This is a genomic window from Pseudomonas sp. USHLN015 (genome assembly GCF_037153275.1).
Lineage (GTDB): Bacteria > Pseudomonadota > Gammaproteobacteria > Pseudomonadales > Pseudomonadaceae > Metapseudomonas > Metapseudomonas tohonis.
Window position 1 is genome coordinate 1 of sequence record NZ_JBBCKP010000017.1, and the last position, 23850, is coordinate 23850.

Below are 23850 nucleotides of genomic sequence, written 5' to 3' on the forward strand. Positions count from 1 at the left end.
AGGGCCATCCCTGGCCCATCGCGGCTCTCGCGACATCCATGTCGCTCAACCCCTGAAACGACGATTGCGCTCGGCCTCCTGAAAGGGGCGTTTGGCCGCTGCTCCAACGTCTTCGCCAGAATCTTCATCGAGGTGCGCATCACGCTCGGGGCGCAACGGCTTCCGTAGGGTGGCGTAGAGCGAAGCGAAACCCACGCGGTGGGCGTGACGGGGAGTCATGAATGCCATGCTTGAGGCTTCGCATTAAGTTCACGGCAGCTAATGCAGACAGAGCCAATTCATTCACCCATCAGCCTGCCTTGCGGCCACAGGATTGCAGGCACCTCTCGTGGGAGCGGCTTCAGCCGCGAAGAGGCCGCAGCCGGCACCTGATTGCGCATGGCCGGATGCTCCATCGCGAATGAGTTCGCTCCCACAGGGGGCGGTGCTCCGGGGAATCGATTTCGCTGATATCCACTAGTGACCGATTGCGTTTCCCAGGACGCGACGGCGACGCGAAACTGGCCCCGTCGAATCACTCACCCCATCCCCTTAGGAGAACCCATCATGAGCCGCTACTTCACCGCCACCCTGCTTGCCGCCGTCGTTGCCGGCAGCGCTTTCAGCGTCAGCGCCGCCGACCATCACGGCTCGATCGAGCGCGCCTTCAAGGACGCCGCGAGCGACCGTGCCTCCGCCGCCGAAACCCAGGTCGACCGTGGCAACAGCAGCGAAGAACAACGCAAAGGCCTGCCGCGCTGGTGGCATTGATCCCGGCCGGTTTACACCGTTGCGAAAGGGCGCCCTGAGGCGCCCTTTGTCGTTTCCGCGGTTCGCTGCCGGATTCAACTGCCGGTGCGCACCGTCGGGCGGATGTGGTACGCCTCGGTGAAGGCCTGGGCGGACAGGGGGCGGGAGAACAGGTAGCCCTGGCCCTCGCCGCAGCGCTCCAGCTTGAGCCGGTCACGCTGGGCATCGGTCTCGATGCCTTCGGCGATGGTCTCCAGGTCGAAGCTGCGGGCCATGTCGAGGATGGCGCGGACCACCGAGGCGTCGCGGCGTGATTCCAGCATGCCCTGGACGAAGGAACGGTCGATCTTGATCCGGCTCAGGGGGTAGGTCTTGAGCAGGATCAGCGAGGCGTAGCCCGTGCCGAAGTCGTCGAAGGCGATGCCGACGCCATGGGTGCGCAGGCGCTGCAGGGTCTCCAGCACGATGTCGTCGTTGTCCAGCACGATGTTCTCGGTGACCTCCAGTTCCAGCGCTTCGGGAGGCAGGCCATAGCGGGCCAGGGCCTCCAGCGCCTCGGTCACCAGGTCGCCGACGTGGAACTGGGCGCTGAACAGGTTCACGCCCATGCGCATGTCTTCGGCGCCGTTGTTGCGCCAGAAGGCCAATTGCGCGCAGGCCTCGTTCAGAATCCAGTTGCCCACCCTGGCGGCCAGGGGGCTGCCTTCCAGGGCGGAGAGGAAGGCGTCGGGCGCCAGCAATCCGCGCTCGGGGTGCTGCCAGCGGATCAGCGCCTCGGCGCCCCGCAGTGAGCCATCGCTGAGGCGCACCTGGGGCTGGTAGAAGAGCACGAACTCGCCATTCTCCACCGCCTTGTGCAACTCCATGGCGTGCAGGTGACGACTCACGGCCTCCATGCGCAGTTCGGGGGTGAAGGCGGCCACCTGGCTGCGGCCGTTGCCCTTGGCCTTGAACAGCGCCAGGTCGGCGTCGCCCACCAGTTCGAGGGCCTCGAGGGCGTGCAGCGGCGCCAGCGCCAGGCCGCAACTGGCGGCCACCCGTACCTCGTGGCCGTCGATATGGATCGGACGGGCGATGGCGCCGATGGCCTCTTGGGCCACCCGCAGCGCGGACTCGGGCTCGGTGACGCCGGTGAGCAGCAGGGCGAACTCGTCGCCGCCGATGCGTGCCACCAGGTCGTCAGGGCCCGCTAGGGGGGCCAGGCGGGTTCCGACCTCCCGCAGGATGCCGTCACCGATCAGGTGGCCCAGGGTGTCGTTGACGTCCTTGAACCCGTCCAGGTCGATCATCAGCACCGTCACCGGCTCGGGCGCCAGCAGGGCTTCTTCGGCGCGGCGGTAGAAGCAGCCGCGGTTGGCCAGCCCGGTGAGGGCGTCGAAAGTGGCCAGGCGGCGCAGCTCGGCTTCTTCCTGCTGGCGCTGGCTGTCGTCGGTGAGCACCGCCTCGAAGCGCGGATACCCTTTCTCGCTCCAGGAGGACAGCGACATGCCCAGGTCGAACTCACTGCCGTCCTTGTGCAGGCCCTTGAGGGTGGTCGGCGTGTTCGGGTCGGCCAAATAGCCGGCGGTCACAGCGCGGCGGATCAGCGCCAGGAAGGGCGGACGCTCGGCCACCGCCAGCAGCGCCTCCACCGGCAGCCCGACCCCTTCCTCCGGGGCGTAGCCCAGCAAGCTGGCGGCGGCGGGGTTCCAGGCGAGGATCTGGCCACGGTGGTCGAACCAGAGCACCGGGGTGTCCGACTGCCCGGCGTAGGTCTCGAAGGCCGGGCGCTTTCGCCTAGCACTCGTCTCGATGCGGTGCAGTTCCAGGCGGTCGGTGGCCATGCGCGCGAGCTCTCGCAGGCGCTCGCGGTCGTCTTCCGAGAAATCCAGGTGGGGCTGGTCGTCGATGATGCACAGCGCTCCCAGCGGCAGGCCATCGGCGGTGAGCAAGGGCACACCGGCGTAGAAGCGCAGGTGGGTGGGGCCCAGTACCAGCGGGTTGTCGTGGAAGCGCTCGTCGCGGGTGGCGTCCGGCACCACCATTACCTGGTCCTGGGTGATGGCGTGGGCGCAGAAGGACATGTCGCGGCGCATGTCCACCTTGCCGACACCGGTGCTGGCGGCGAAGAACACGTGGTCGCTTCCTATCATGTTCACCGCAGCCAGCGGCATGTCGAACATCCTGGCAGCGATACGCACCACTGGGTCGAGGCTGGAGACGACGCGTTCGTCGTCGAGGCCGTAGTCGACGAGTGCACGCAAGCGCTCGGCTTCGTTCGGCAGCTGCGAGGGACAACGCATGGCAACCTCCTGTCGATGATCACTCCCTGTAGCAACGCCCTAAGGATAGATGGGAGGTGCGGTGCGCCAGCCTCGGGCAGGTACCAGCGGACGGACGGCTGCGTACATTGCCGGCCGTCAGTCCTCGATCGCCGGTTCGCGCAGCTTGGCCAGCCGTCGGTGGATCAGCATCAGCGCGATGGACGTGCCCTGGCGCAGCGGGGCGTCCAGGCGGCCGGAGAACATCGGCGGTGGGTCGATGGCGCCACCGGCCTCCAGTTGTCGCGCGATGCGTTCCAGCTCGAAGATGCCGTCGCCAGTGCCCGGGGTGCTTTCGCGGGCCCGGGCGATGGCCTCGTCGAGCCGCTGTGCCAGGTCGTGTGGGGCACCCGAGCCGATCAGGGCTCTGGCCATTTCCAGGCCGGCGAGGTGGGTGCGGTCGGGCGTCTTCTCCATGGGGACTTCCTGAGGGGGACAAGGGGTAGACCGTCGCCTGGGTGGGTTGCTCAAGGAATTTGAGACGTCGTCGCGCTGCAAGAACGTACAAGACGCCCTGGTGCCCGCCGGGCGAGACTGACGCCCCCACCTGCGCCGCGCGAGCCCTCCATGCCCCTACACATCCAGACCCCGCTGATCCATTCCCGCTCCCTGAGCCTGGCCGCCGGCACCGAGGTGTGGCTGAAGCTGGAGGCCTTGCAGCCGGCGGGCTCGTTCAAGCTGCGCGGCATCGGCGCCGCCTGCGAGCTCCATGCACGCCGGGGCACGCGGCGCTTCATCTCGTCCTCCGGCGGCAACGCGGGCATCGCCGTGGCCTTCGCCGGCCGCTGCCTGTCGATCCCGGTGACGGTGGTGGTGCCGGAAACCACCACCGAGCGGGCCAGGGCGCTGATCCGCCAGGAGGGCGCCGAGGTGATCGTCCACGGCAAGGCCTGGCACGAGGCCAATGCCCTGGCGCAATCGATGCTGGGCGAGGCGGATGCCTTCATCCATCCCTTCGACGACGCGCTTCTGTGGCAGGGCCACGCGACCCTGGTGGACGAGGTTGCCGCCAGCGGCTTGCAGCCCGACGCGGTGCTGCTTTCGGTGGGCGGCGGCGGGCTGTTCAGCGGCGTGGTGGAAGGCTTGCAGCGCAACGGCTGGGGCGCGGTGCCGGTGATCACTGCCGAAACCGCCGGTGCGGCGTCGTTCGCCCGGTCACTGGAGGCCGGCCGGCGTATCGAGCTGGAGCGCATCGACAGCGTGGCCACCTCCCTGGGGGCGAAGCAGGTGTGCGAGCGGGCCTTCGAACTGGGGCGCAGCCACCCGGTGCGGGCGCGGGTGGTCAGCGACCGCGCGGCGCTGCAGGCCTGCGAGCGCTTCCTCGATGAGCAGCGCCTTCTCGTCGAGCCGGCCTGTGGCGCGGCGCTGGCCCTGGCCTATGCGGGGGACGAGGCGCTGCGAGACTTCGAACGGGTGATGGTGGTGGTGTGCGGCGGGGTGACCGCCAGCCTGGAGCAGATCAGCGCCTGGAAGGCCGCCCAGCCGGAAGAATGAGCGGCCGGACGGTCACTTGACGCCCTGTTCCTCGATGCGGTCGGTGTCGAACAGGGTCTCCAGTTCGGCGCGTGCCTCGCGGGCGGTCTGCATCATCGCGGCGGCATCGCCATGCACCTTGTGCTGGGCGGCCAGCACTTCCTCGTCGTGGCGCTGGAAGCGGCGGATGCGCGCATTGGCCTGCTCCTCGTCCAGGCCCATGCCGAGCAGCACCTGGCGACTCATTTCCAGGCTGGAATGGAAGGTCTCGCGCACCGGCTGGGCGCCGAGGTCGAGCAACTGATGCACGTGCTGGCGGTCACGGGCGCGGGAGATGATCTTCAGGTGCGGGTAGAGGCGGCGCACCAGCTCGGTGGTCTTCAGGTTGGTCACCGGGTCGTCGGTGGCGACGATGAAGAACTCGGCCTTGTCGACCTTGGCCGCGCGGAGGATCTCCGGGCGCAGCGGATCGCCATAGAAGATCGGCATGCGGCCCAGGCTGCGGGACAGCTCGATGGTCTCCACCGAGGTGTCCAGGGCCAGGAACGGCACGCGCTGGGCGCGCAGCACACGGGCGACGATCTGGCCCATGCGGCCGGTGCCGGCGATCACCACCCGGGGCGAGTCGCTGTCGATCTGCTCGTACTCCGGCGGTACGTTCACCGATGCCGGCCTGGCCTTGACCAGGCGGTTGATGGCCAGGATCAGCAGCGGCGTCAGCGCCATGGACAGGGTGATGGCCAGCACCAGGAAGCCGTGCAGGCGGGCCTCGAACAGGCCCTGGTCGCGGGCCATCTTGAACACCACGAAGGCGAACTCGCCCCCGGCGGCCAGGACCACGCCCAGGCGCAGCGCGCTTTGCCGGGTGAGCCCGCCGGCGCTGCGGCCGAGCAGGTAGAGCACCGGGAACTTGACGGCGATCAGCAGTGCCGTGAGGCCCAGCACCAGCAGCGGCTGGCCCAGCAGCAGGCTGAGGTCGGCACTCATGCCCACACTGATGAAGAACAGCCCCAGCAGCAGGCCCTTGAACGGCTCGATCTGGGCTTCCAGTTCGTGGCGGTATTCCGAGTCCGCCAGCAGCAGGCCGGCGAGGAAGGCACCGAGGGCCATGGACACGCCGGCCAGCTCCATCAGCCAGGCGGTGCCGATCACCACCAGCAGCGCGGTGGCGGTGGACACCTCCTGCAGGCCGGTGCGCGCCACCACGCGGAACACCGGGCGCAGCAGGTAGCGCCCGCCGATGACCACCAGGCCGATGCTGCCAACCACCTCGGCGAGGTGGGCCAGCTGGCCGCCGTCCTCGCGGGCGGCGGTGGCACCGCTGAGCAGCGGGATCAGGGCGATCAGCGGGATGGCCGCGATGTCCTGGAACAGCAGGATGGCGAAGGCCAGGCGACCGTGGGGGCTGGTCAGCTCCTTGCGTTCGGCGAGGATCTGCAGGCCGAAGGCGGTGGAGGACAGCGCCAGGCCCAGTCCGAGCACCACGGCGCTCTGCCAGGTGCGGGCGAAGACCAGGTAGGCGATGCCGGCGATCAGCGCGCCGGTGAGCAGCACCTGGGCCAGGCCGACGCCGAACACCGAGCGACGCATGACCCAGAGGCGCCGGGGCGAGAGCTCCAGGCCGATGATGAACAGCAGCAGCACCACGCCCAGCTCGGACAGATGGCTGACGCTCTGCGGGTCGCTGACCAGGCGCAGCACGGAGGGGCCGATCAGCACGCCGGCCAGCAGGTAGCCGAGCACGGCCCCCAGTTGCAGGCGCTTGGCGAGCGGCACGGCAAGGACGGCGGCGAGCAGGAAGACCACGGCGACCTGCAACGAGCTGCCTTCATGGGGCATGGGAATTTCCTTGGGCTGACTTACGAAAGATCCGACGGAGCGGCAGAGGGCGCAAGGATAGGGGTTGCGGGCCGCCGCTGTCACGGCGCGGCCCTGTGTCCGGTTGGCGCGGGGCGCGAAAATCCTGGCTGCCGCGCGACGGGCGGCTATCCTGCTGCGGTCCCGGACAAGGAGCCCACTGCCATGAACGTGCTACGCCTGGTGGCCAACTTCGCCACCCCCGATCCCGCCGCGCTGGCGGACTTCTATCGCCGCCTGCTGGGCCTCGACCTGGTGATGGACCATGGCTGGATCCTCACCCTGGCCTCCCCGGAGGCGGTGCGCATGCGCCCGCAATTGAGCCTGGCCAGCGAAGGCGGCTCGGGTACGCCGGTGCCGGACCTGTCCGTCGAGGTGGACGACGTGGGCGAGGCCCACCGGCGCGCCCTGGCGTTGGCGGCGGAGATCGTCCACCCGCTGACCGACGAGCCCTGGGGCGTGCGGCGCTTCTTCGTGCGCGACCCGGCGGGGCGGGTGCTGAATGTGCTGGAGCATCTCTAGCGGGCCCCCTCGTTGGCGGGCGGGACCTGAGAAAGGGGCGGTCGTGCCCACTTCGCCATTCCCCTACAATCGGCCTCCCCATCGCACGCACCCGGGAACCATGACAGGCACCGTCGTCGAGAAAGGCACCATTTCCGTCCAGTTGGTCCGCGAGGCCCTGCTGGAGCTGCGTGCCCGCGGGCTCGACCCGGCGCCCTTGCTGGGGCATGCCGGGATCGCCGCCGAGGTGCTGGAGCGGCCTTATGGACGGGTCTCCTCGCAGCAGTACGCGCGCCTCTGGCTGCGCCTGGCCGAATGCATGGACGATGAATTCTTCGGCATGAACCCGAGGCGCATGAAGTCCGGCAGCTTCGCCTTCATGGCCCGCGCGGCGTTGAAGGAGCCCAGCCTGGGGGCGGCGCTGGAGGGCGTGCTCGGCTTCCTCGACCTGGTGTTCGACGGCCTTTCGCCGCACCTGGTGCGCCAGGGCGGGATGGCGGAGATCGTGCTGGAGGAGGCGCCGGGCGAGGCCCAGCGCGCCTTCGCCTACTTCACCCTGTGGATGATCGTCCACGGCCTGGCCTGCTGGCTGGCCGGGCGGCGCATCCCCATCCTCGCCATCGACCTGCGTTGCCCGGCGCCCGAGTACATCGAGGACTACCGGGTGATGTTCAGCGACAACCTGCGCTTCGCCCGGCCGCGCACGCGCCTGCTGTTCAACGCCGATTGCCTGGAGTTGCCGGTGCGCCGCAGCGAGCGCGAGCTCAAGCGCTTCCTCGGTGGCGCGCCGGCCAACATCCTGGTGCGCTACCGCGACCCGCAGAGCCTGGCGGCCCGCATCCGCGCCTACCTGCGCAGCCTGCGCCCCGAGCGCTGGCCGGACCTGGAGGCACTGTCCAGCCACTTCTTCATGGCGCCCTCGACCCTGCGCCGCAAGCTGGCGCTGGAGGACCAGTCCTACCAGGCGCTCAAGGACCAGGTGCGCCGCGACCTGGCCATCGCCAGGCTGGACAGCGGCGAGGGCAACTTCGCCGAACTGGCCTTCGAGCTGGGCTTCGCCGATGCCAGCGCCTTCTACAAGGCGTTCCGCAAATGGACCGGCACCACGCCGGGGCAATACCGCGAGCTGATGCACCCGGGCCCGCCGACGACCTGAGCTGGCCAGTGGCCGTTGTCAAAAATGCTCGCCGAGGTTGGCGCCATTCGACATTGCCGGCGGGCCAGGCCGGTCCGAAGATTCCGCCCACTACAAGAACAATGCGGAGTCACCGTCCATGCGCGACTACCACGAAGCTGCACGCCGGTTCGACCTGGCCGAGGCGTTCGCCGCCACCCTGGCGGGCACGCCGGAGGCCCTCAACGCCTGTATCGAATGCTGTGACCGCCACGCCGACGCGGAGCGCGTCGCGCTGGTCTGGGAAGGCCGCGACGGCCGCCGCGAGGACTGGACCTTCACCCGCCTGAAGGAAGCCAGTGCCCGGTTCGCCCACCATCTGCGCGAACTGGGCATCGGCCCGGGGGACTGCGTCTCCGGCCTGCTGCCGCGTACCCCGGAGCTGCTGGTCGCCATCCTCGGCACCTGGCGCGCCGGGGCCGTCTACCAGCCGCTGTTCACCGCCTTCGGGCCCAAGGCCATCGAGCACCGCCTGCAGTGCGGCCAATCGCGCCTGGTGGTGGTGGACACCGCCAACCGCGCCAAGCTGGACGAGGTGGCGCAGGTGCCGGCGATCCTCAGCGTCGGTGCCACTGGCGCCGCCGGTTGCGCCTTCTGGAGGGCGCTCGAACGCCAGGACAGTGACTTCGAGCCGGTCATGCGGCGTGCCGACGACCCCTTCCTGCTGATGTGCACCTCCGGCACCACCGGGCTGCCGAAGGCCCTGCAGGTGCCGCTGCGGGCCATCCTCGCCTTCGTCGGCTACATGCGCGACGCGGTGGGCCTGCGCGAGGACGACCGCTTCTGGAACCTGGCCGACCCGGGCTGGGCCTATGGCCTCTACTACGCCGTGACCGGGCCGCTGGCCATGGGCCACGCCACCACCTTCTTCGAGGGCGGCTTCAGCGTCGAGAGCACCTGCCGGATCATCCGCGAGCTCGGCATCACCAACCTGGCCGGCTCGCCCACCGCCTTCCGCCTGCTGTTGGCGGCGAAGGAGCAGGTGGAGCCGCAACTCAAGGGCCGGCTGCGCGCGGTGAGCAGTGCCGGCGAGCCGTTGACGCCCGAGGTGATCCGCTGGTTCGCCGACGGCCTGGGCGCCACCATCCACGACCATTACGGGCAGACCGAAATGGGCATGGTGCTGTGCAATCACCACGAGCTGGCGCACCCGGTGCGCATCGGCGCCGCCGGTTTCGCCGTGCCCGGGCATCGCGTGGTGGTGCTCGACGAGGCCCAGCGCGAACTGCCGGCGGGGCAGCCGGGCATCCTCGCCATCGACCGCGCCCGCTCGCCGCTGTTCTGGTTCCCCGGCTACCTGGGCACCGCCACCCGGGCCTTCGTCGGCGACTATTACCTGAGCGGCGACACCGTGGAGCTGAATGCCGACGGCAGCATCGCCTTCGTCGGCCGCTCGGATGACGTGATCACCACCTCCGGCTACCGGGTCGGCCCCTTCGACGTGGAAAGCGCGCTGATCGAGCACCCCGCGGTGGTCGAGGCGGCGGTGATCGGCAAGCCGTGCCCGGAGCGCACCGAACTGGTCAAGGCCTTCGTCGTGCTCAAGCCCGGCCACGCCGGGGACGCCTCCCTGGCCGAGGCGCTGCAACAACACGTGCGCAAGCGGCTGTCCGCCCACGCCTACCCACGCGAGATCGAGTTCGTCGCGGAACTGCCCAAGACACCCAGCGGCAAGATCCAGCGCTTCCTCCTGCGCAACCAGGAAGTCGCCAGCGCCCAGGCGCGTGCCGCCCACCCATGACCCAGGAGCTACCGACGTGCGTATAGAAAACAAGACCTTCCTGATCACCGGCGGTGGCTCCGGCCTCGGCCTAGCCACCGCCCGCGCGTTGCTGGCACAGGGCGCCCGGGTGCTGCTGGTGGACATCAATGCCGAGGCCGGCGCCGCCCGCGCGGCCGAGCTGGGTGACAACGCCCGCTTCCAGCGTGCCGACATCACGCACGAGGACGAGGCGCGGGCCGCCGTCGCTGCCGCCGTCGAGGCCTTCGGCGCGGTGCACGGGCTCATCAACTGCGCCGGCATCGCCCCCGCCGAGAAGGTGCTGGGGCGCAAGGGCGTGCACGGCCTGGACAGCTTCCGCCGGGTGGTGGAGGTCAACCTGATCGGCAGCTTCAACATGCTGCGCCTGGTGGCCGAGGCCATGGCCGGCAACGAGCCGGGCGAGGAGGGCGAGCGGGGCGTGCTGATCAACACCGCCTCGGTGGCCGCCTTCGACGGGCAGATGGGCCAGGCCGCCTATTCCGCTTCCAAGGGCGGCGTCGCCGCCATGACCCTGCCGCTGGCGCGGGACCTGGCGCGCTCGGGCATCCGCGTGATGTGCATCGCCCCCGGCATCTTCGAGACGCCGATGATGGCTGGCATGCCCCAGGAGGTGCGCGATTCCCTGGCCGCCGACGTGCCGTTCCCGCCGCGCCTCGGGCGCCCGGACGAGTACGCCGCGCTGGTGGCGCACATCATCGGCAACACCATGCTCAACGGCGAGGTCATCCGCCTGGATGGCGCGCTGCGCATGGCCGCCAAATAAGGAGAACCGCATGAACGCGAAGATCGACCCCATCGTCATCGTCGGTGCCGCACGCACGCCCATGGGCGGCTTCCTCGGTGACCTGCGCGAGATGAGCGCCGCCGAGCTGGGCGCCGCCGCCATCGCCGCCACCCTGGCGCGTGCCGGCCTGGCCGCCGACGCGGTGGACGAGGTGCTGATGGGCTGCGTGCTGCAGGCCGGCCAGGGCCAGGCGCCGGCGCGCCAGGCGGCCCTCGGCGCCGGGCTGCCCCAGGGCGTGGTGTGCTCGACGGTGAACAAGATGTGCGGCTCGGGCATGAAGGCGGCGATGCTCGGCCACGACCTGCTGGCCGCCGGCAGCGCCGACGTGGTGGTCGCGGGCGGCATGGAGAGCATGTCCAACGCGCCCTACCTGCTGGAGCGCGCGCGCTCCGGCTACCGCATGGGCCACGGCAAGGTGCTCGACCACATGTTCCTCGACGGCCTGGAGGATGCCTACGACAAGGGTCGCCTGATGGGCACCTTCGCCGAGGATTGCGCCCAGGCCTACGGCTTCACCCGCGAGCAGCAGGACGCCTTCGCCATCGAGTCCCTGACCCGTGCGCAGAAGGCCCTGGCCGAAGGCCGCTTCGCCGCCGAGACGGTGGCGGTGCAGGCCCGGTCGGGCCGCGAGGTGCGCGAGATCGCGGGCGACGAGCAGCCGCCGAAGGCGCGGCTGGACAAGATCCCCACCCTGAAGCCGGCGTTCCGCGAGGGGGGCAGCGTCACCGCCGCCAATTCCAGCTCCATTTCCGATGGCGCTGCGGCCCTGCTGCTGATGCGCCTGTCAGAGGCCCAGAAGCGCGGCCTCACGCCCCTGGCGCGCATCGTCGGGCATGCGTCCTTCGCCCAGGCCCCCGGGCTGTTCACCACCGCGCCGGTGGGCTCCATCCAGCGCCTGCTGGCACGCACCGGCTGGACCCTGGAGCAGGTGGACCTGTTCGAGATCAACGAGGCCTTCGCCGTGGTGCCGATGGTGGCCATGCGCGACCTGGGCATCGCCCACGAGCGGCTCAACGTCCACGGCGGCGCCTGCGCCCTCGGCCACCCCATCGGTGCGTCCGGTGCGCGGGTGCTGGTGACCCTGCTCGGCGCCCTCGGCCAGTACGGCTACAAGCGCGGCATCGCCTCGGTGTGCATCGGCGGCGGCGAAGCCACGGCCGTGGCCATCGAGCGCATGGACTGAAGGAGAGAACGATGATCCCGTCCGAACAAGACCTGCAGATTCGCGATGTCGCCCGCCAGTTCGCCCAGGAGCGGCTGAAACCCTTCGCCGCCGACTGGGACCGTGAGCACCGTTTCCCCGGCGAAGCCCTGCGCGAGATGGCCCAGCTGGGCTTCCTCGGCATGCTGGTGCCGGAGGAGTGGGGCGGCGCGGCCACCGGGCACCTGGCCTACGCCATGGCCCTGGAAGAGATCGCCGCCGGCGATGGCGCCTGTTCCACCATCATGAGCGTGCACAACTCGGTGGGCTGCATGCCGATCCTCAAGTTCGGCGACGAAGAGCAGAAGCGCCGTTTCCTGCGCCCGCTGGCGGAAGGCTCGATGATCGGCGCCTTCGCCCTCACCGAGCCCCAGGCCGGCTCGGATGCCAGCGACCTGCGCACCCGCGCGCGCCGCGACGGCGACCACTACGTGCTGGACGGCGCCAAGCAGTTCATCACCTCGGGCAACCACGCGGGGATGGTGATCGTCTTCGCGGTGACCGACCCGGCCGCCGGCAAGAAGGGCATCAGCGCGTTCATCGTCCCCACCGACACCCCGGGCTACCAGGTGCTGCGGGTGGAGGAGAAGCTCGGCCAGCATGCGTCCGACACCTGCCAGATCCAGCTCGACGGGGTGCGCATCCCCGCCTCGCTGCGCCTGGGCGCGGAGGGCGAGGGCTATCGCATCGCCCTGTCGAACCTCGAGGGCGGGCGCATCGGCATCGCCGCGCAGTCGGTGGGCATGGCCCGCGCGGCCTTCGAGGCGGCGCGGGACTACGCCCACGAGCGCAGGACCTTCGGCAAGCCGATCATCGAGCACCAGGCGGTGGCCTTCCGCCTGGCGGACATGGCGACGCAGATCGCCGTGGCGCGGCAGATGGTGCATCACGCGGCCGCCCTGCGGGAGGCGGGGCTGCCCTGCCTGACCGAGGCCTCCATGGCCAAGCTGTTCGCCTCGGAGATGGCGGAGAAGGTCTGCTCGGCGGCGATCCAGACGCTGGGCGGCTACGGCTACCTGAAGGACTTCCCGGTGGAGCGCATCTACCGCGACGTGCGCGTGTGCCAGATCTACGAAGGCACCAGCGACGTGCAGCGCCTGGTCATCGCACGGAGCCTGTAGGGGAGGGTGGGAGGCCGTCGCGGCCTCCCGGAGGTCAGCGGTAGGTGGCGCGGGTCTCGGCGCTGCCGAGCGGCGTCTTGCGCGGCGGCTCGTCGCCCTCCCGGGCGCGGCCGAACATCAGGTAGGCATCCAGCAGCAGCGCTTCGAGGCCGGACAGCAGCTGCTCCTGGTACTGCGCGCGTTCGCCGGCGGTGTCGGGGTCATGCTCGTCGAGCGTCTCGCGGATGCGCTGGACCAGGTGGGTGGCCTGCACCAGGCGATAGTCGCCCAGGGCCTGGCAGGCCTGCGCCGGGGAGTCGGGGCGGATGTCGAGGATCTCCTCGGGAAAGTCCTCGAGCGTGGGGAACTTCAACGAATCTTCCATGGGTGGGGTCTCCTGGCTGCGCGCCTGGTCCAGGCGCCGAAGGGGGCTGTCGGGCAGCTCTGGCGCGCGGGAATCGCGCATGAGCACGTCGAAGTGCGGTCGGGGGAAATGGCGGGCATCAGGCATGGCAAGGTCCTCGCGGCGGTTGAGCTGCCCCGGCGGGGCATGCCGTCTGGACTCTAGCGAGCGGTTTTGTAAGGGCTCAAGAATGATGGGAAGTAGGAGCGGTCCCCATCACCTGTGTGAAAGCCGGCACGCCCGCCTTGCGCGGGCCGTGCCCGTCAGGGCGTGACCACCAGGGCGGCCGGCAGGCTCAGGTGGACTTCGGCGCGCCCCTGCTGGTTGGCGAACGCCACGCTGCCGCCGTAGCTCTCGCAGAGCGCCTTGACGATGGGCAGGCCCAGGCCCCAGCTCTTGGTGTCGCTCCGGGTGGAGATGAAGTAGGGCGTGGCGAGGTTGGTCAGCACCTCTTCGGGGAAGGCGCCACGGTTGCTGACGCAGAGCAGCACCCTGTCGTTCTCCACGCGCTGCGACACCTCAATGGTGGTGCCCGCCTCGCCGTGCTTGGCGGCATTGAGCACCAGGTTGTCGAAGATGCGCAGGAAGGCCAGCTTGTCCCAGAACACCAGCTGGCCCGCGCCCTCGGCGTCGAGCGTGAGCGGGTTCTCCACCTGCAGGCGCAGGTTGGCCACGGCTTCCTCCAGCAGGGGGGCCAGGGGCATCTGCTCGCCGACCAGGCGGATGCCGCCGCCCATGCTGACGTGGGAGATGTCGAGGATGTTGGCGACCATCTTGTCGATGCGGCGCAGGTTTTCCTCCAGCAGGGTGATCATCTCCTCGGTGCGTCGTGCCGGGTTCTTCTGCATCAGCCCCGCGACCATGACGGCGGCGGCCAGGGGCGAGCGCAGGTCGTGGCTGAACGAGCGCATGAAGCGTTCGAGCATGATCTTCTCGGCGCGCAGGTTCTCGCTCTGCGCCTCGGCCACCTCGCGCTGCTTCTCGACGTCTTCGAGCTTGCTGTCCGATCTCATCAGGCTGGAGATGGTCGCCAGCATCTCGTCGGGGTTGATCGGGTGGGTGAGGTAGGCGCGGGCGCCGGTGTTCAGCCCCATCGCCTTGTCCTTGCCGCTCATGAAGGTGGCGGAGATGTTGATGATCGCCGGCAGCTTGTCGTGGCCAAGGCGCTGCTCGGCCTTCTGGATCAGCTCGAAGCCGCTCATGTCCGGCAGGTTGATGTCGAGGATCACCAGGTCCACGCCGCTTTCCAGGCTCGCCAGGCCGTCGCTGCCATTGGCGGCCTCCAGCACCTCGTAGCCGGGCTCGCTGGCGAGGATCTTGCGCAAGACGTAGCGGTTGGCATCCATGTCGTCGATGATCAGGATCCGTCTATTTCGCATCGTGGTATCTCCCCGCCAGGCGCTGCACCTGGTGCAGCAGGGTTTCGGCATGGTTGGGTTGGGACTTGTCGAGGATCGCCTGGCACCGGCTGCCGAGGCGCGTGCGTTCGCCGTCGTCCATCTGCTTGGCGGTGTTGACCAGCACCCGGGCGTGCATGCTCCAGTCCATGCTTTCCAGAAGGTCCTCGCCTGATATGTCCGGCAGGTCGAGGTCGAGGATGATGATGTCGGGGCGTACCGCATGCAGCTTGTCGATGCTGGCGCTGGCGCAATCCGCCTCGATGATCACGGGCTCGAAGGGTTGCAGCAGGTGGCTGATCAGGTAGCGATCTGCCGGGTTGTCGTCGATCACCAGGATGGTGGTGCCGGCGAGGCTGATCAGTGCCGGTTGGCGCTGGTTGTACTCGCAGGCCACCTGGACGTGGAAGCGGCTGCCGCGCCCGGGTTCGCTGGTGAGGCTGATATCACCCTTGAGCAGGTTGGCCAGGCGCAATGCCAGAGGCAGGCCAAGCCCGTTGCCGTGGACCTGCAGGCCCGGAGCGCGGATGCGGGCGAACTCCTCGAAGATGCGCGACTGGTTTTCCGCGGATATGCCGATGCCGGTGTCTTCAACGACGAACTCCAGGTTGTGCTCGTCCGGCTTGAAGCAGCGCACGCTCACGTTGCCTTCGCGGGTGTACTTGAAGGCGTTGCTGATCAGGTTGCGCATGATCTGGAACAGGCGGTTGCGGTCCGTGTCCAGGGGCAGGTCGAAGGCCGGCTCGGGAATCGTCCAGCTCAGGTGCGGGTAGCGCATGGCCAGGGCCCCGGTGAACTGGCGCAACTGTTCGATGAACTCGCTGAGCTCGAAGCGCTCGGGAAGCACTTCCATGCGCCCGGACTCGGCTTCCGCGAGGTCCAGCAGTTCGTTGACCAGCCCGGACAGGTCGGCCGCCGCATCGGCGATGAAGCGCACCTGCTTGTTCTGCTCGGCGTTGAGCGCCCCGTCGACGCCGCTGAGCAGCAGCTTGGAGATGTTCTCGATGATGTTGATCGGGGTGCGGAACTCGTGGGTCATGTTGGAGAAGAAGCGGCTGCGCGCCTCGCTGGCGTCCTTCAGCTCGGAGGACGCCTTCTCGAGCTCGGAATAGAGCGCCACCACGCCCTTGTTGGTGTTCTCCAGTTCCTGGTTGGTGGCTTCCAGTTCCTGCTGTTTGCTCTGCAACTCGGCGCTGGTGAGCAGCAGTTCGGAGCCACGCACCTGCAGTTCCACGTAGGGGTCGGCGGCCCCTTCGCTCTGCAGCTGGCGGCGGATCTGCTGGATCGACTGCTCGGCAGGCATCGGCTGTGGCGGGTAGACGGCCTTGCAGGCGCTGATGCAGGTGCCCCTGGGGGATGTCTCGATCTCGAAATCGTCCATCAGCCGCCGTGCGCCGCGCAGGCCGACGCCCATCCCGGTTGGTGAGATGTAGCTGCCATTCAGAATACTGGCGATCTCGGCGATGCCATTACCCTGGTCCACGGCGTCGAAGCAGATGCCGTTGACCATGCCGCGCATGTCGCAGCGCAGGTCGAAATGGAAGACGCCACTGCCGGCGTACTGGTAGACGTTGCGGGCCAGCTCCGACACCGAAGTGGCCAGGCGGATCTGCTCCAGGGTCGAGAGGCCGAGCCAGGCGGCGATCTGCTTGGCGCCCTGGCGGCAGCTGACCACATCGACTTCCTCGAGGATGCTGATGCTGGTGATGCGGCGCTTAGTGCTCACGCTTGACCACCACCACGGTTGCATCATCGTTGAGCCGCCGGTGGTCACGGTGGATGAGCGCGGCGATCACGCCAGGGTGGCGGGCGCGCAGGCCTGGATAGGCGTTGAAATCGATCTTGGTGCTGATGCCGTCCGAGGCCAGGATCATGATTGAACTATCGTCCCAGGGATAACTGAATGTATGGATACGACCGATGCGGTATCCGACCGTTCCATTGCTCGACACCATGCTGCGGCCCTTGTCGGTCAGCAGGGTGCCGGCGACGTTGCCGATACCGCAGAACTGCACCTGGCGCTGCTCCGGCTGTACCTCGGCGATGGCCGCCGCGCCGCCACGGGTCGACATCAGGGCGCGGTGCAGCTGTTCCATCAGCGCCTGCAGGGGCAGTTGCGGGTTGTGTTCGAGGAAGACCTGGCGGGCCTTCTGGCTGGCCACGTTCGCGGCGTGGCCATGGCCGAGGCCGTCGCACACCAGCACGCGGTTGCCGCGGATCGCCCAGGCGTCCCCGCCGATGTGCTCGCCGGGGTAGGGCGTGCACACGGCGCCCGCCACCAGGCCGTTGCCGGGCGGTGGCGGGGCGAGGTGGAAGCGCGCCTGTACCACGCTGCCCTGACCGGGCTGGGAGAACAGGTCGAAGCCGTCGGACATGCGCTGGATGGCGCCGAGCCCGGCGCCCATGGTGCCGGTGGTGGAATAGTTGTCGCTCAGGCACTGGGCGACGTTGCCCATGCCCGGCCCACGGTCCACCGCGATGACATCCAGGCGCTGCTCGTCGCAGCTGAGCAGAAGCTCGCCGCCCCCGGCGTGGATCACCAGGTTGCGGGCCATCTCCTGCACCACCACGGTGAGGCGGCCGAGCAGGTTCTCGTCCGCGCTGCGCTGGCTGGCATGACGGACGATGCTGCGCCTGGCCGCGTCCACATGGGCGGTTTCGGTGACGGGCAGCACCAGGTTGCAGTGTTCGACGTTCACTTCCATTTCCACAGCTCCACCCGGGTGCCCTGGCCTGGCTGGCTGTCGATGGCGAACTGGTCCACCAGGCGGCGTGCGCCGCTGAGGCCCAGCCCGAGGCCGCCGCCCGAGGTGTAGCCGTCCACCATGGCGCGCTCAAGGTCGGCGATGCCGGGCCCCTGGTCGCTGATGCACAGGCGTACCGCCGCGCGGCCGTCGCGCAGGCAGCTCTCGATGACGCATTCACCGCCGCCGCCGTAGATCAGGGCGTTACGGGCGATCTCGCTGGCCGCCGTCACCACCTTGGTCTGCGAGACCAGGCCGAGCCTGGCTTCCTCGGCCGCTTTGCGCACGCGCTGGCGAATGACGACGATGTCAGTCTCCTGCTTCAGCGGAAGCGTCTCTGTCTTCGTCACGCTCGTGCTCCAGGGTCAGGTCATCGTCGGCGACTGTGCTTTCCAGCCAGCGCATGCCTTTCTCGACGTTGAGGGCGGTCGCGATGCCCTCCAGCGAGAGCCCCAGTTCCACCAGGGTAATGGCCACGGCAGGCTGCATGCCGACGACTATGACCTTGGCGTCGAGGATGCGGGAGACGTTGGCGATATGGGAAAGCATGCGGCCGATGAATGAGTCGACGATCTCCAGGGAGGAGATGTCGATCAGCACCCCTTTGGCCTTGTGCCGCACGATCTGCTGGGTGAGATCTTCCTGGAGATCCAGGGCGAGCTGGTCGTGCATGTCCACCTGGATGGTCAGCAGCAGGTACTTGCCCATCTTCAGGATCGGGATTCTGTCCACCATCTATGCAGCCTCCTCAGCGCGCGCCGCTGACCAGACGGACGTTCAGCTCCTTGAGCGCGAGCTGGAAGGCGTCGGCCAGGGATGCCTTGGTCAGCACGTCGCCCAACTCCACGCCCAGGTGGACGATGGTGGCGGCGATCTGCGGTCGGATACCGCTGATGATGCACTTGGCGCCCATCAGCTTGGCGGCGGTGATGGTCTTGAGCAGGTGCTGGGCGACCATGGTGTCCACGGTGGGGACGCCGGTGATGTCGATGATGGCGATGTCGGATTCGGTCTCGACAATCTTCTGCAGCAGCGACTCCATCACGATCTGGGTGCGGTTGCTGTCCAGCGAGCCGATCAGCGGGATGGCCAGCACGCCCTTCCACAGCTGCACCACCGGGGTGGACAGCTCCAGCATGCTTTCCTGCTGCTCGCGGATCACCGTCTCGCGACCGGCCATGTAGGCCTGCATGCAGTAGAGACCGAGCTTGTCGATCAGGCGGCTGGCGGACCAGACCAGCTCGATGGCGTTGTCGTCGCGCTGCTGGATCAGCTGGAACAGCGGCTCCTTGAGTGACAGCACGAAGGTGGCCGTTTCGCTCGGGCTGAAGCCCTGGCGACTCTGGGCTGCAGAAAGGCGCTCCAGCAGGCCGCGGGCATTCTTCCAGGCGGCCTCGTTGAAATCCTCCCCCCCTTCGGTGATCCCCGCGATCAGGGCGCGAAGCAACTCGCGGGAGTTCTCCTGCACGGTGCGGTCGTCGATCAGGTCGCTACGGATACCGGCACCGCGCTGGGCGGCCATCCAGTCTTCGAGGATGGTCTTTTCGTTTTGCTTGAGCAGATCGGCTAGAACGGCGGTGGACATTGTTATCTCCCTGTCGAAGAGGACTCGTTGAAGAGCGGTTCGGTAATCGACCACAAAAAACGCGCCAAACACTAGCAAGGCGCGCGGGTAAACAGAACTCGGGGGGCGAAGTTTATTGACGTTTCGCGCGGCAGTCGCGGCAAGCCGCGACCCGCTTCGGCAATAGGATCGCAGCGGCGCGATTTGGTGCGATCCGAAGGTGGATAAAGCGTGCTGCAGCCCACGATTCCGCGTGCCTCATCGGGGCGATTCGCAGCTCGGCACCGCTCGCTCGCGACCGGCGTGACGCCCCGTTGAACCTGACCGCCCGGTCGGTTCGGGGGAACCACTGGCGCCGACGGTGTTTCCAACGTTCGGATAGCACCGAGTCGGAGGACCGAGAGATGCCAGCCAGCCTGACCCGCTTCGCCACCGAGCCTGCACGTCGCGCCCACGTTGCCGCCCGGGTGGGACACGCCGAGCCCGAGCTGCTGTTCTTCGAGGGCGATGGACGTACGCCCAACAGCCGCTTTCCCGTACTGCTCTACCGCGCCGCGCTGCCGGGGCAGGTGGACCGTGCCGAAGCCTTCGAGAAGCGCTTCGCCGCCCACCGCTGGGCACCTCTATGGCGCGACGGGGTGTTCGACTACCACCACTACCACGCCAGTGCCCACGAGGCCCTGGGTGTCGCCACCGGCAGCGCCCGGCTGATGCTCGGTGGCGAAAACGGCCGGGAGATCAGGGTGCGCGCCGGGGACGTGCTGGTGTTGCCGGCAGGCACCGGGCACTGCTGCCTGGAGGCCAGCGAGGACTTCCTGGTGGTGGGGGCCTATCCGCGTGGGCAGGAGGCCTATGACATCCAGCGGGCGGGCACTGATCGCTACCTGGCCTCGGTGCGGCGCATCGCCCAGGTGCCGACGCCGGTGGCCGACCCGCTGACCGGACGCGACGGCGCGTTGTCCCGGGCCTGGCGCGCCGCCTGAGCACGCGCGGGCTCTTTACTCGGCAGGTACCGCCGGTGCAGGCTCGGCCATCGCCCCGATGGAGGGGCCGGGGAGGAACGCCATGTCGCCCAGGACGCTGCTGCCGGTACTGCTGGTCTCGACCGCTTGCGCGGCCGAGCCTCCGCCCACCGGCAAGGAGCCGCCGAACGCCTTCGAGGCCGCGTTCTCCATGACGATGGTCGCGCCGATGATCAGCGTCATCGCCACCACCGATCTCAGCAGCGACGAGAAACAGTTGAAGCTGGGGCGTGCCCGCGAGGACGCACTGGCCTTCGTCGCCTCCGCCGGGGCGATCCGCGGAGCGCACCTGGAGCAGGCGCTCGGGCTGCTGCGCGCCGGCTCGGCCACGGGCGACATGGCGTGGGCGCAGGCCCTCGCAGCGGGCCGTTGACCCGGCCGTCCGTCGTCCTTACACAACCTTTACCCAACGGCGGTGATCCGCGGTTTCTCGCCGTTGTCTGATCTTGCGTCCCGGTCCATTCCCTAGCCGGGCGCAGGAGGAGTCATGTTTCGTCGTTTGCCCCAGGTTGCCCTGCTGCTGGGAGCCGCCGCCCTGGCCGGCCAGGCTTCGGCCCATGGGCATGATGCCGGCCCCGCCGTGATCGGGGCGGTGGTCGGGGCCGTCGTCGGCGGTGCCATCGTCGCGTCCCGCCCGGCCCCGGTGTATGTACAGCCCGCGCCCGTGTACGTGGCGCCACCACCGGTGGTCTACGCGCCGCCACCTCCGCCGCCTGCGGTGTACTACTACCCTGCGCAGCCCGTGTACTACCCGCCGGTGGTCGCCCAGCCCGTCTACTACGGTCCCGGCCCCTATTACGGCCCGCCGCGCCACTGGCACGGTGGCGGCCCGCGCCGCTGGTAGTAAGGAGGCCCCGCTGATGCGGGGCTTTCTTTTCGACGCCTCTGCCGCCGATAGGGGGATCAATCAGGTGCCGCTTTCGGTGAATTTCTCCAGGTACAGCGGGTTGCCATCGAGGGCGTTTTCCTGGAGCCAGGTCTTCATCGACTCGATCATGGGCGGCGGGCCGCACAGGTACATGTCGAAGGGGGCTGCGCGCAGCTGTGCCGGGTCCAGGTGCTCGCTGACGTAGCCGCGCCTGCCGCCCCAGCCCGGCGCGGCGTCGCTGACCACCGGGATGAAGGTGAAGCCCGGGATGCGTTCGGCGTAGCCCCTGAGGCGTTCCAGTTCGCAGAGGTCGGCCGGCTGGCGCACGCCGTGATAGAGCTGAACCGGCTGGTCGCAGCCGCGTTCGGCGAGCTCGTCGAGCATGCCGAGGAAGGCGGAGAGCCCGGTGCCGCCGGCCACCATCACCAGGGGCCGTTCGACCTGGCGCAGGTAGAAGGCGCCCAGCGGTGCCTCGAGGCGGATTTCATCGCCGGCCTTGCAGCGTTCCCTCAGGTAGTCGCTCATCACCCCGCCGGGCAGCAGGCGGATTAGGAACAGCAGGCGGTTCTGCGCATTCGGTCGGTTGGCGAACGAATAGGCGCGATGCGCCTCGGTGCCCGGCACCTGCAGCCGGGCGTACTGGCCGGGAAGGAAATCCAGCGGGTTGTCGCCGCCCGCCTCCAGGTGGAGCAGGGCGGTGCTGGCGGAGAGCAGCTCCACCTCGCTGACCCTGGCCTGCACCGCGCGGGTTCCGCTGGCGCTGCACAGCGTGGAGTCGACATCGAAGTAGAAGGCGGCATCGGAACGCACGCGGGTCTGGCAGGCGAGCACCTTGCGCTGCTGCAGGTCGCTGGGCGAGAGCGCTTCTTCGTCGACGTAGTCGAGGCTGTATTGGCCGGATTCGCAGCGGCCCATGCAGGTGCCGCAAACGCCTTCGCGGCAGTCCAGCGGGATGTTGATGCCGTTGCGCAGGGCGGCGTCGAGGAGCAGTTCGCCGGCCTTGATGGGAAAGAAATGGGTTGTGCCGTCGGCAAAGCTGATGGCGACCTTGTGGTTCATGCTGCGGTTTCCGTTGGCTCAGAGGTGATAGAAATCCAGCACCGAGTTGATGGTGTCGTTGAGCAGCACCACGTGCTTGCGGGTGATCTTCCAGCTGTCGCCCTCGGCCCGCAGGTGGTAGGTGGCGTGGCCGAAGAACTGCTCGCTCTGGCCCAGGCGGTGGAACAGCGTGTGCCAGTTGGCCCTGACCTCCAGCTGCCCGTCCGCGCGCTCGGCGATGCGCAGGTTGCCGATGCCGTGCAGGGTGCGCGGCATGGGGATGGTGGAGGCTGCCTTGCCGGTGCGGATGCGAAACACCCGGTCTTCCAGCCCCGCGCGGCTGGCGTAGTAGATCAGCGACATGCCCCGGCGGGGATCGGTGGTGTAGCTGTGCTCGCTGTCCCACTGCGGCAGGTGGAATTCGCTGTCCTCGCTGAACAGGTCGAGGTAGGCGTCCCAGTCCTGGGCGTCGCACAGTTCGCACTTGCGATAGAGGAACTGCTCGATGCGGTACTGCAGCTGCGGGCTCATGCCTGCACCTCCTTGAGTGCCAGGGCCTTGCGTTCCAGCCCCTGGAGCAGGAAGCGCTGCCAGTTGCCGTGCTGGTTGACGTAGAGGCCTTCATGGGTGAATTCGGTGCCGGTGAGCACCGGGGCGATGCCGAGGGTCTCGCTGTGCGGCGTGGCACCGCTGACCCAGCGGTCATGGCCCCGGGAGATGTCGCTCCAGCGCTCCAGGCGGGCCTCGAAGCCGCGCTGGGCCTCGCGGAATTCCACCAGGTCGTCCGGCGTGCCCATGCCCGAGACGTTGAAGAAGTCCTCGAACTGGCGGATGCGGCTTTCGCGGTCGGCGTCGGACTCGCCCTTCACGCCGATGCACTGGCTGATGACCTCGGTTCGGTTCCAGGCCACCGGGCGCACGATGCGCAGCTGCGAGCTGATCTGGTCCATGAAGAACAGGCTGGGGTAGAGGTTGAGGTTGCGCAGGCGGTGCATCATCCACTCCGCGCGGGCCTGGCCGTATTCCGCCACCAGGCGCGGCATCACCGTGGCGTAGCCGGGGCGCACCGTGGGGTTGGGCATGTCGCTGAACAGCACGCTGTGGCCGTTCTCGAAGGAAAACCAGCCGTCGTCGGTGGCGGCGTCGCCCGCGCCAAGCTTGCTGTAGTCGAGGGTGCCGCCCGTATCGCCGCGGTCGGCGTTGACCTGCTGGCGGTGCTGCACCGTGGCCACGTAGTTGTAGTGCACGGTGCTGACGTGATAGCCGTCCAGGCCGTTCTCGTTCTGCAGCTTCCAGTTGCCGTCGTAGCTGTAGGTGGAGCGGCCCGGCAGCACCTCCAGCTCCCCGGTGGGGGACTGCGCGACCATCATGTCGAGGAACACCCGGGCGTCGCCGAGGAAGTCCTCCAGGGAATCGCTGCCCCCGACATCCAGGCTGATGAAGACGAAACCCTTGTAGCTGGCGATGCGCGCCTTCTTCAGGCCGCGCGTGGCCTTGTCGAAGCCCTCGGGGTATTCGCCCGGCGCCTTCACCTTCACCAGGCGGCCGTCGTTCTTGTAGCACCAGGCATGGAAGGGGCAGGTGAAGGTGGACTGGTTGCCCCGGCCGACGCGGGTGAGGGTGGCGCCCCGGTGCTGGCAGGCGTTGATCAGCGCATGCAGCTGGCCGCTGGCGTCACGGGTGACGATCATCGGCTGGCGGCCGGCGCGCAGGGTGATGAAGTCGTTGGGGTTGGCGATCTCGCTCTCGTGGCAGGCGTAGATCCAGTTCTTCTCGAAGATGAGTTCCATCTCCAGGTCGAACAGCTGCGGCTCGGTGAACATTTCCCGGGCGATGCGGAACACGCCCTCGGCCGGACGGAAGTCCAGGCAGCCGCTGATGAAGTCTTTCCACTGCGTGACGCTCTTGTCGTTGTTCATGCACCTGTACCTGT

The 23850-nt window shown here is 68.5% G+C and carries 24 protein-coding genes; 11 read left to right on the forward strand and 13 right to left on the reverse strand.

Annotated elements, in window-relative coordinates:
- The first annotated feature begins 546 nt into the window (after nucleotides 1–546).
- On the forward strand, nucleotides 547–750 hold the full coding sequence (locus tag WFQ67_RS27855) for a hypothetical protein (RefSeq protein ID WP_271106072.1): 204 nt from the start codon (nucleotides 547–549) through the stop codon (nucleotides 748–750).
- A gap of 74 nt (nucleotides 751–824) precedes the next feature.
- Here WFQ67_RS27855 and WFQ67_RS27860 read toward each other — a convergent pair whose 3' ends face one another.
- Nucleotides 825–3011 carry a putative bifunctional diguanylate cyclase/phosphodiesterase gene (locus WFQ67_RS27860; protein ID WP_337058792.1) on the reverse strand — a complete coding sequence of 729 codons (2187 nt, stop codon included), beginning with the start codon at nucleotides 3009–3011 and terminating at the stop codon, nucleotides 825–827.
- A gap of 117 nt (nucleotides 3012–3128) precedes the next feature.
- Entirely contained in the window at nucleotides 3129–3446 is a 318-nt protein-coding gene (locus WFQ67_RS27865) for a hypothetical protein (protein ID WP_213625003.1), read from the reverse strand.
- A 150-nt stretch (nucleotides 3447–3596) separates the two neighbouring features.
- Between WFQ67_RS27865 and WFQ67_RS27870 the strand changes: the two genes are divergently transcribed.
- Nucleotides 3597–4523, forward strand: coding sequence for a pyridoxal-phosphate dependent enzyme (locus tag WFQ67_RS27870; protein ID WP_213625002.1), 927 nt, complete (start codon nucleotides 3597–3599; stop codon nucleotides 4521–4523).
- A gap of 12 nt (nucleotides 4524–4535) precedes the next feature.
- On the opposite strand, the gene WFQ67_RS27875 is transcribed toward WFQ67_RS27870, so the two are convergent.
- Entirely contained in the window at nucleotides 4536–6341 is a 1806-nt protein-coding gene (locus WFQ67_RS27875; RefSeq protein WP_337058793.1) for a monovalent cation:proton antiporter-2 (CPA2) family protein, read from the reverse strand.
- 183 nt (nucleotides 6342–6524) lie between these two features.
- Here WFQ67_RS27875 and WFQ67_RS27880 point away from each other — a divergent pair, with 183 nt between their 5' ends.
- The 6 genes from WFQ67_RS27880 to WFQ67_RS27905 all read left to right on the forward strand — a co-directional run bounded on the left by WFQ67_RS27880 (nucleotide 6525) and on the right by WFQ67_RS27905 (nucleotide 12902).
- Nucleotides 6525–6881 (forward strand): VOC family protein, encoded by a 357-nt coding sequence (locus WFQ67_RS27880; protein ID WP_173178714.1) that lies wholly within the window; start codon nucleotides 6525–6527, stop codon nucleotides 6879–6881.
- 100 nt (nucleotides 6882–6981) lie between these two features.
- The gene (locus WFQ67_RS27885) at nucleotides 6982–8016 is read left to right on the forward strand and encodes an AraC family transcriptional regulator (protein WP_337058794.1); all 1035 of its coding nucleotides are present in this window, start codon (nucleotides 6982–6984) and stop codon (nucleotides 8014–8016) included.
- 118 nt (nucleotides 8017–8134) lie between these two features.
- Nucleotides 8135–9775 carry an AMP-binding protein gene (locus WFQ67_RS27890; RefSeq protein ID WP_337058795.1) on the forward strand — a complete coding sequence of 547 codons (1641 nt, stop codon included), beginning with the start codon at nucleotides 8135–8137 and terminating at the stop codon, nucleotides 9773–9775.
- Nucleotides 9776–9791: 16 nt separating this feature from the next.
- Nucleotides 9792–10559, forward strand: a complete 768-nt coding sequence (locus WFQ67_RS27895; RefSeq protein WP_337058796.1) for a 3-hydroxyacyl-CoA dehydrogenase — start codon at nucleotides 9792–9794, stop codon at nucleotides 10557–10559.
- A 10-nt stretch (nucleotides 10560–10569) separates the two neighbouring features.
- A complete protein-coding gene (locus WFQ67_RS27900) occupies nucleotides 10570–11763 on the forward strand; it encodes an acetyl-CoA C-acyltransferase (RefSeq protein ID WP_337058797.1) in 1194 nt (397 codons plus the stop codon).
- 11 nt (nucleotides 11764–11774) lie between these two features.
- Nucleotides 11775–12902, forward strand: a complete 1128-nt coding sequence (locus tag WFQ67_RS27905) for an acyl-CoA dehydrogenase family protein (protein WP_337058798.1) — start codon at nucleotides 11775–11777, stop codon at nucleotides 12900–12902.
- Between the two features lie 34 nt (nucleotides 12903–12936).
- Here WFQ67_RS27905 and WFQ67_RS27910 read toward each other — a convergent pair whose 3' ends face one another.
- The 7 genes from WFQ67_RS27910 to WFQ67_RS27940 all read right to left on the reverse strand — a co-directional run bounded on the left by WFQ67_RS27910 (nucleotide 12937) and on the right by WFQ67_RS27940 (nucleotide 19010).
- The gene (locus WFQ67_RS27910) at nucleotides 12937–13392 is read right to left on the reverse strand and encodes a hypothetical protein (RefSeq protein WP_337058799.1); all 456 of its coding nucleotides are present in this window, start codon (nucleotides 13390–13392) and stop codon (nucleotides 12937–12939) included.
- Nucleotides 13393–13547: 155 nt separating this feature from the next.
- Nucleotides 13548–14663, reverse strand: a complete 1116-nt coding sequence (locus WFQ67_RS27915; protein ID WP_337058800.1) for an ATP-binding response regulator — start codon at nucleotides 14661–14663, stop codon at nucleotides 13548–13550.
- Nucleotides 14653–16407 carry an ATP-binding protein gene (locus WFQ67_RS27920; protein WP_337058801.1) on the reverse strand — a complete coding sequence of 585 codons (1755 nt, stop codon included), beginning with the start codon at nucleotides 16405–16407 and terminating at the stop codon, nucleotides 14653–14655. The genes WFQ67_RS27915 and WFQ67_RS27920 overlap by 11 nt, the downstream gene beginning before the upstream one ends.
- The gene (locus WFQ67_RS27925; RefSeq protein WP_244862892.1) at nucleotides 16397–17386 is read right to left on the reverse strand and encodes an ATP-binding protein; all 990 of its coding nucleotides are present in this window, start codon (nucleotides 17384–17386) and stop codon (nucleotides 16397–16399) included. Before WFQ67_RS27925 ends, WFQ67_RS27920 begins: the two co-directional genes overlap by 11 nt.
- Nucleotides 17377–17775 carry an anti-sigma regulatory factor gene (locus WFQ67_RS27930; RefSeq protein WP_111262925.1) on the reverse strand — a complete coding sequence of 133 codons (399 nt, stop codon included), beginning with the start codon at nucleotides 17773–17775 and terminating at the stop codon, nucleotides 17377–17379. Before WFQ67_RS27930 ends, WFQ67_RS27925 begins: the two co-directional genes overlap by 10 nt.
- The gene (locus WFQ67_RS27935; protein WP_442969635.1) at nucleotides 17735–18160 is read right to left on the reverse strand and encodes an STAS domain-containing protein; all 426 of its coding nucleotides are present in this window, start codon (nucleotides 18158–18160) and stop codon (nucleotides 17735–17737) included. The genes WFQ67_RS27930 and WFQ67_RS27935 overlap by 41 nt, the downstream gene beginning before the upstream one ends.
- A gap of 13 nt (nucleotides 18161–18173) precedes the next feature.
- Nucleotides 18174–19010 carry an STAS domain-containing protein gene (locus WFQ67_RS27940; RefSeq protein WP_337058802.1) on the reverse strand — a complete coding sequence of 279 codons (837 nt, stop codon included), beginning with the start codon at nucleotides 19008–19010 and terminating at the stop codon, nucleotides 18174–18176.
- A 383-nt stretch (nucleotides 19011–19393) separates the two neighbouring features.
- Here WFQ67_RS27940 and WFQ67_RS27945 point away from each other — a divergent pair, with 383 nt between their 5' ends.
- The 3 genes from WFQ67_RS27945 (at nucleotide 19394) to WFQ67_RS27955 (ending at nucleotide 20855) form a co-directional block, all read left to right on the forward strand.
- Nucleotides 19394–19972 (forward strand): cupin domain-containing protein, encoded by a 579-nt coding sequence (locus WFQ67_RS27945; RefSeq protein WP_337058803.1) that lies wholly within the window; start codon nucleotides 19394–19396, stop codon nucleotides 19970–19972.
- A gap of 82 nt (nucleotides 19973–20054) precedes the next feature.
- Entirely contained in the window at nucleotides 20055–20384 is a 330-nt protein-coding gene (locus tag WFQ67_RS27950; protein ID WP_337058804.1) for a DUF2388 domain-containing protein, read from the forward strand.
- A gap of 114 nt (nucleotides 20385–20498) precedes the next feature.
- Nucleotides 20499–20855 carry a hypothetical protein gene (locus WFQ67_RS27955; RefSeq protein ID WP_213624989.1) on the forward strand — a complete coding sequence of 119 codons (357 nt, stop codon included), beginning with the start codon at nucleotides 20499–20501 and terminating at the stop codon, nucleotides 20853–20855.
- 63 nt (nucleotides 20856–20918) lie between these two features.
- On the opposite strand, the gene antC is transcribed toward WFQ67_RS27955, so the two are convergent.
- Genes antC through antA form a run of 3 tightly spaced genes read right to left on the reverse strand, consistent with a single transcriptional unit; the run spans nucleotide 20919 to nucleotide 23836 of the window.
- Complete coding sequence (gene antC / locus WFQ67_RS27960; RefSeq protein WP_337058805.1) at nucleotides 20919–21938, reverse strand: anthranilate 1,2-dioxygenase electron transfer component AntC; 1020 nt, start codon at nucleotides 21936–21938, stop codon at nucleotides 20919–20921.
- An 18-nt stretch (nucleotides 21939–21956) separates the two neighbouring features.
- On the reverse strand, nucleotides 21957–22448 hold the full coding sequence (antB, locus tag WFQ67_RS27965; RefSeq protein ID WP_173178700.1) for an anthranilate 1,2-dioxygenase small subunit: 492 nt from the start codon (nucleotides 22446–22448) through the stop codon (nucleotides 21957–21959).
- Complete coding sequence (antA, locus tag WFQ67_RS27970; protein WP_337058806.1) at nucleotides 22445–23836, reverse strand: anthranilate 1,2-dioxygenase large subunit; 1392 nt, start codon at nucleotides 23834–23836, stop codon at nucleotides 22445–22447. The genes antB and antA overlap by 4 nt, the downstream gene beginning before the upstream one ends.
- Nucleotides 23837–23850: the final 14 nt, after the last annotated feature.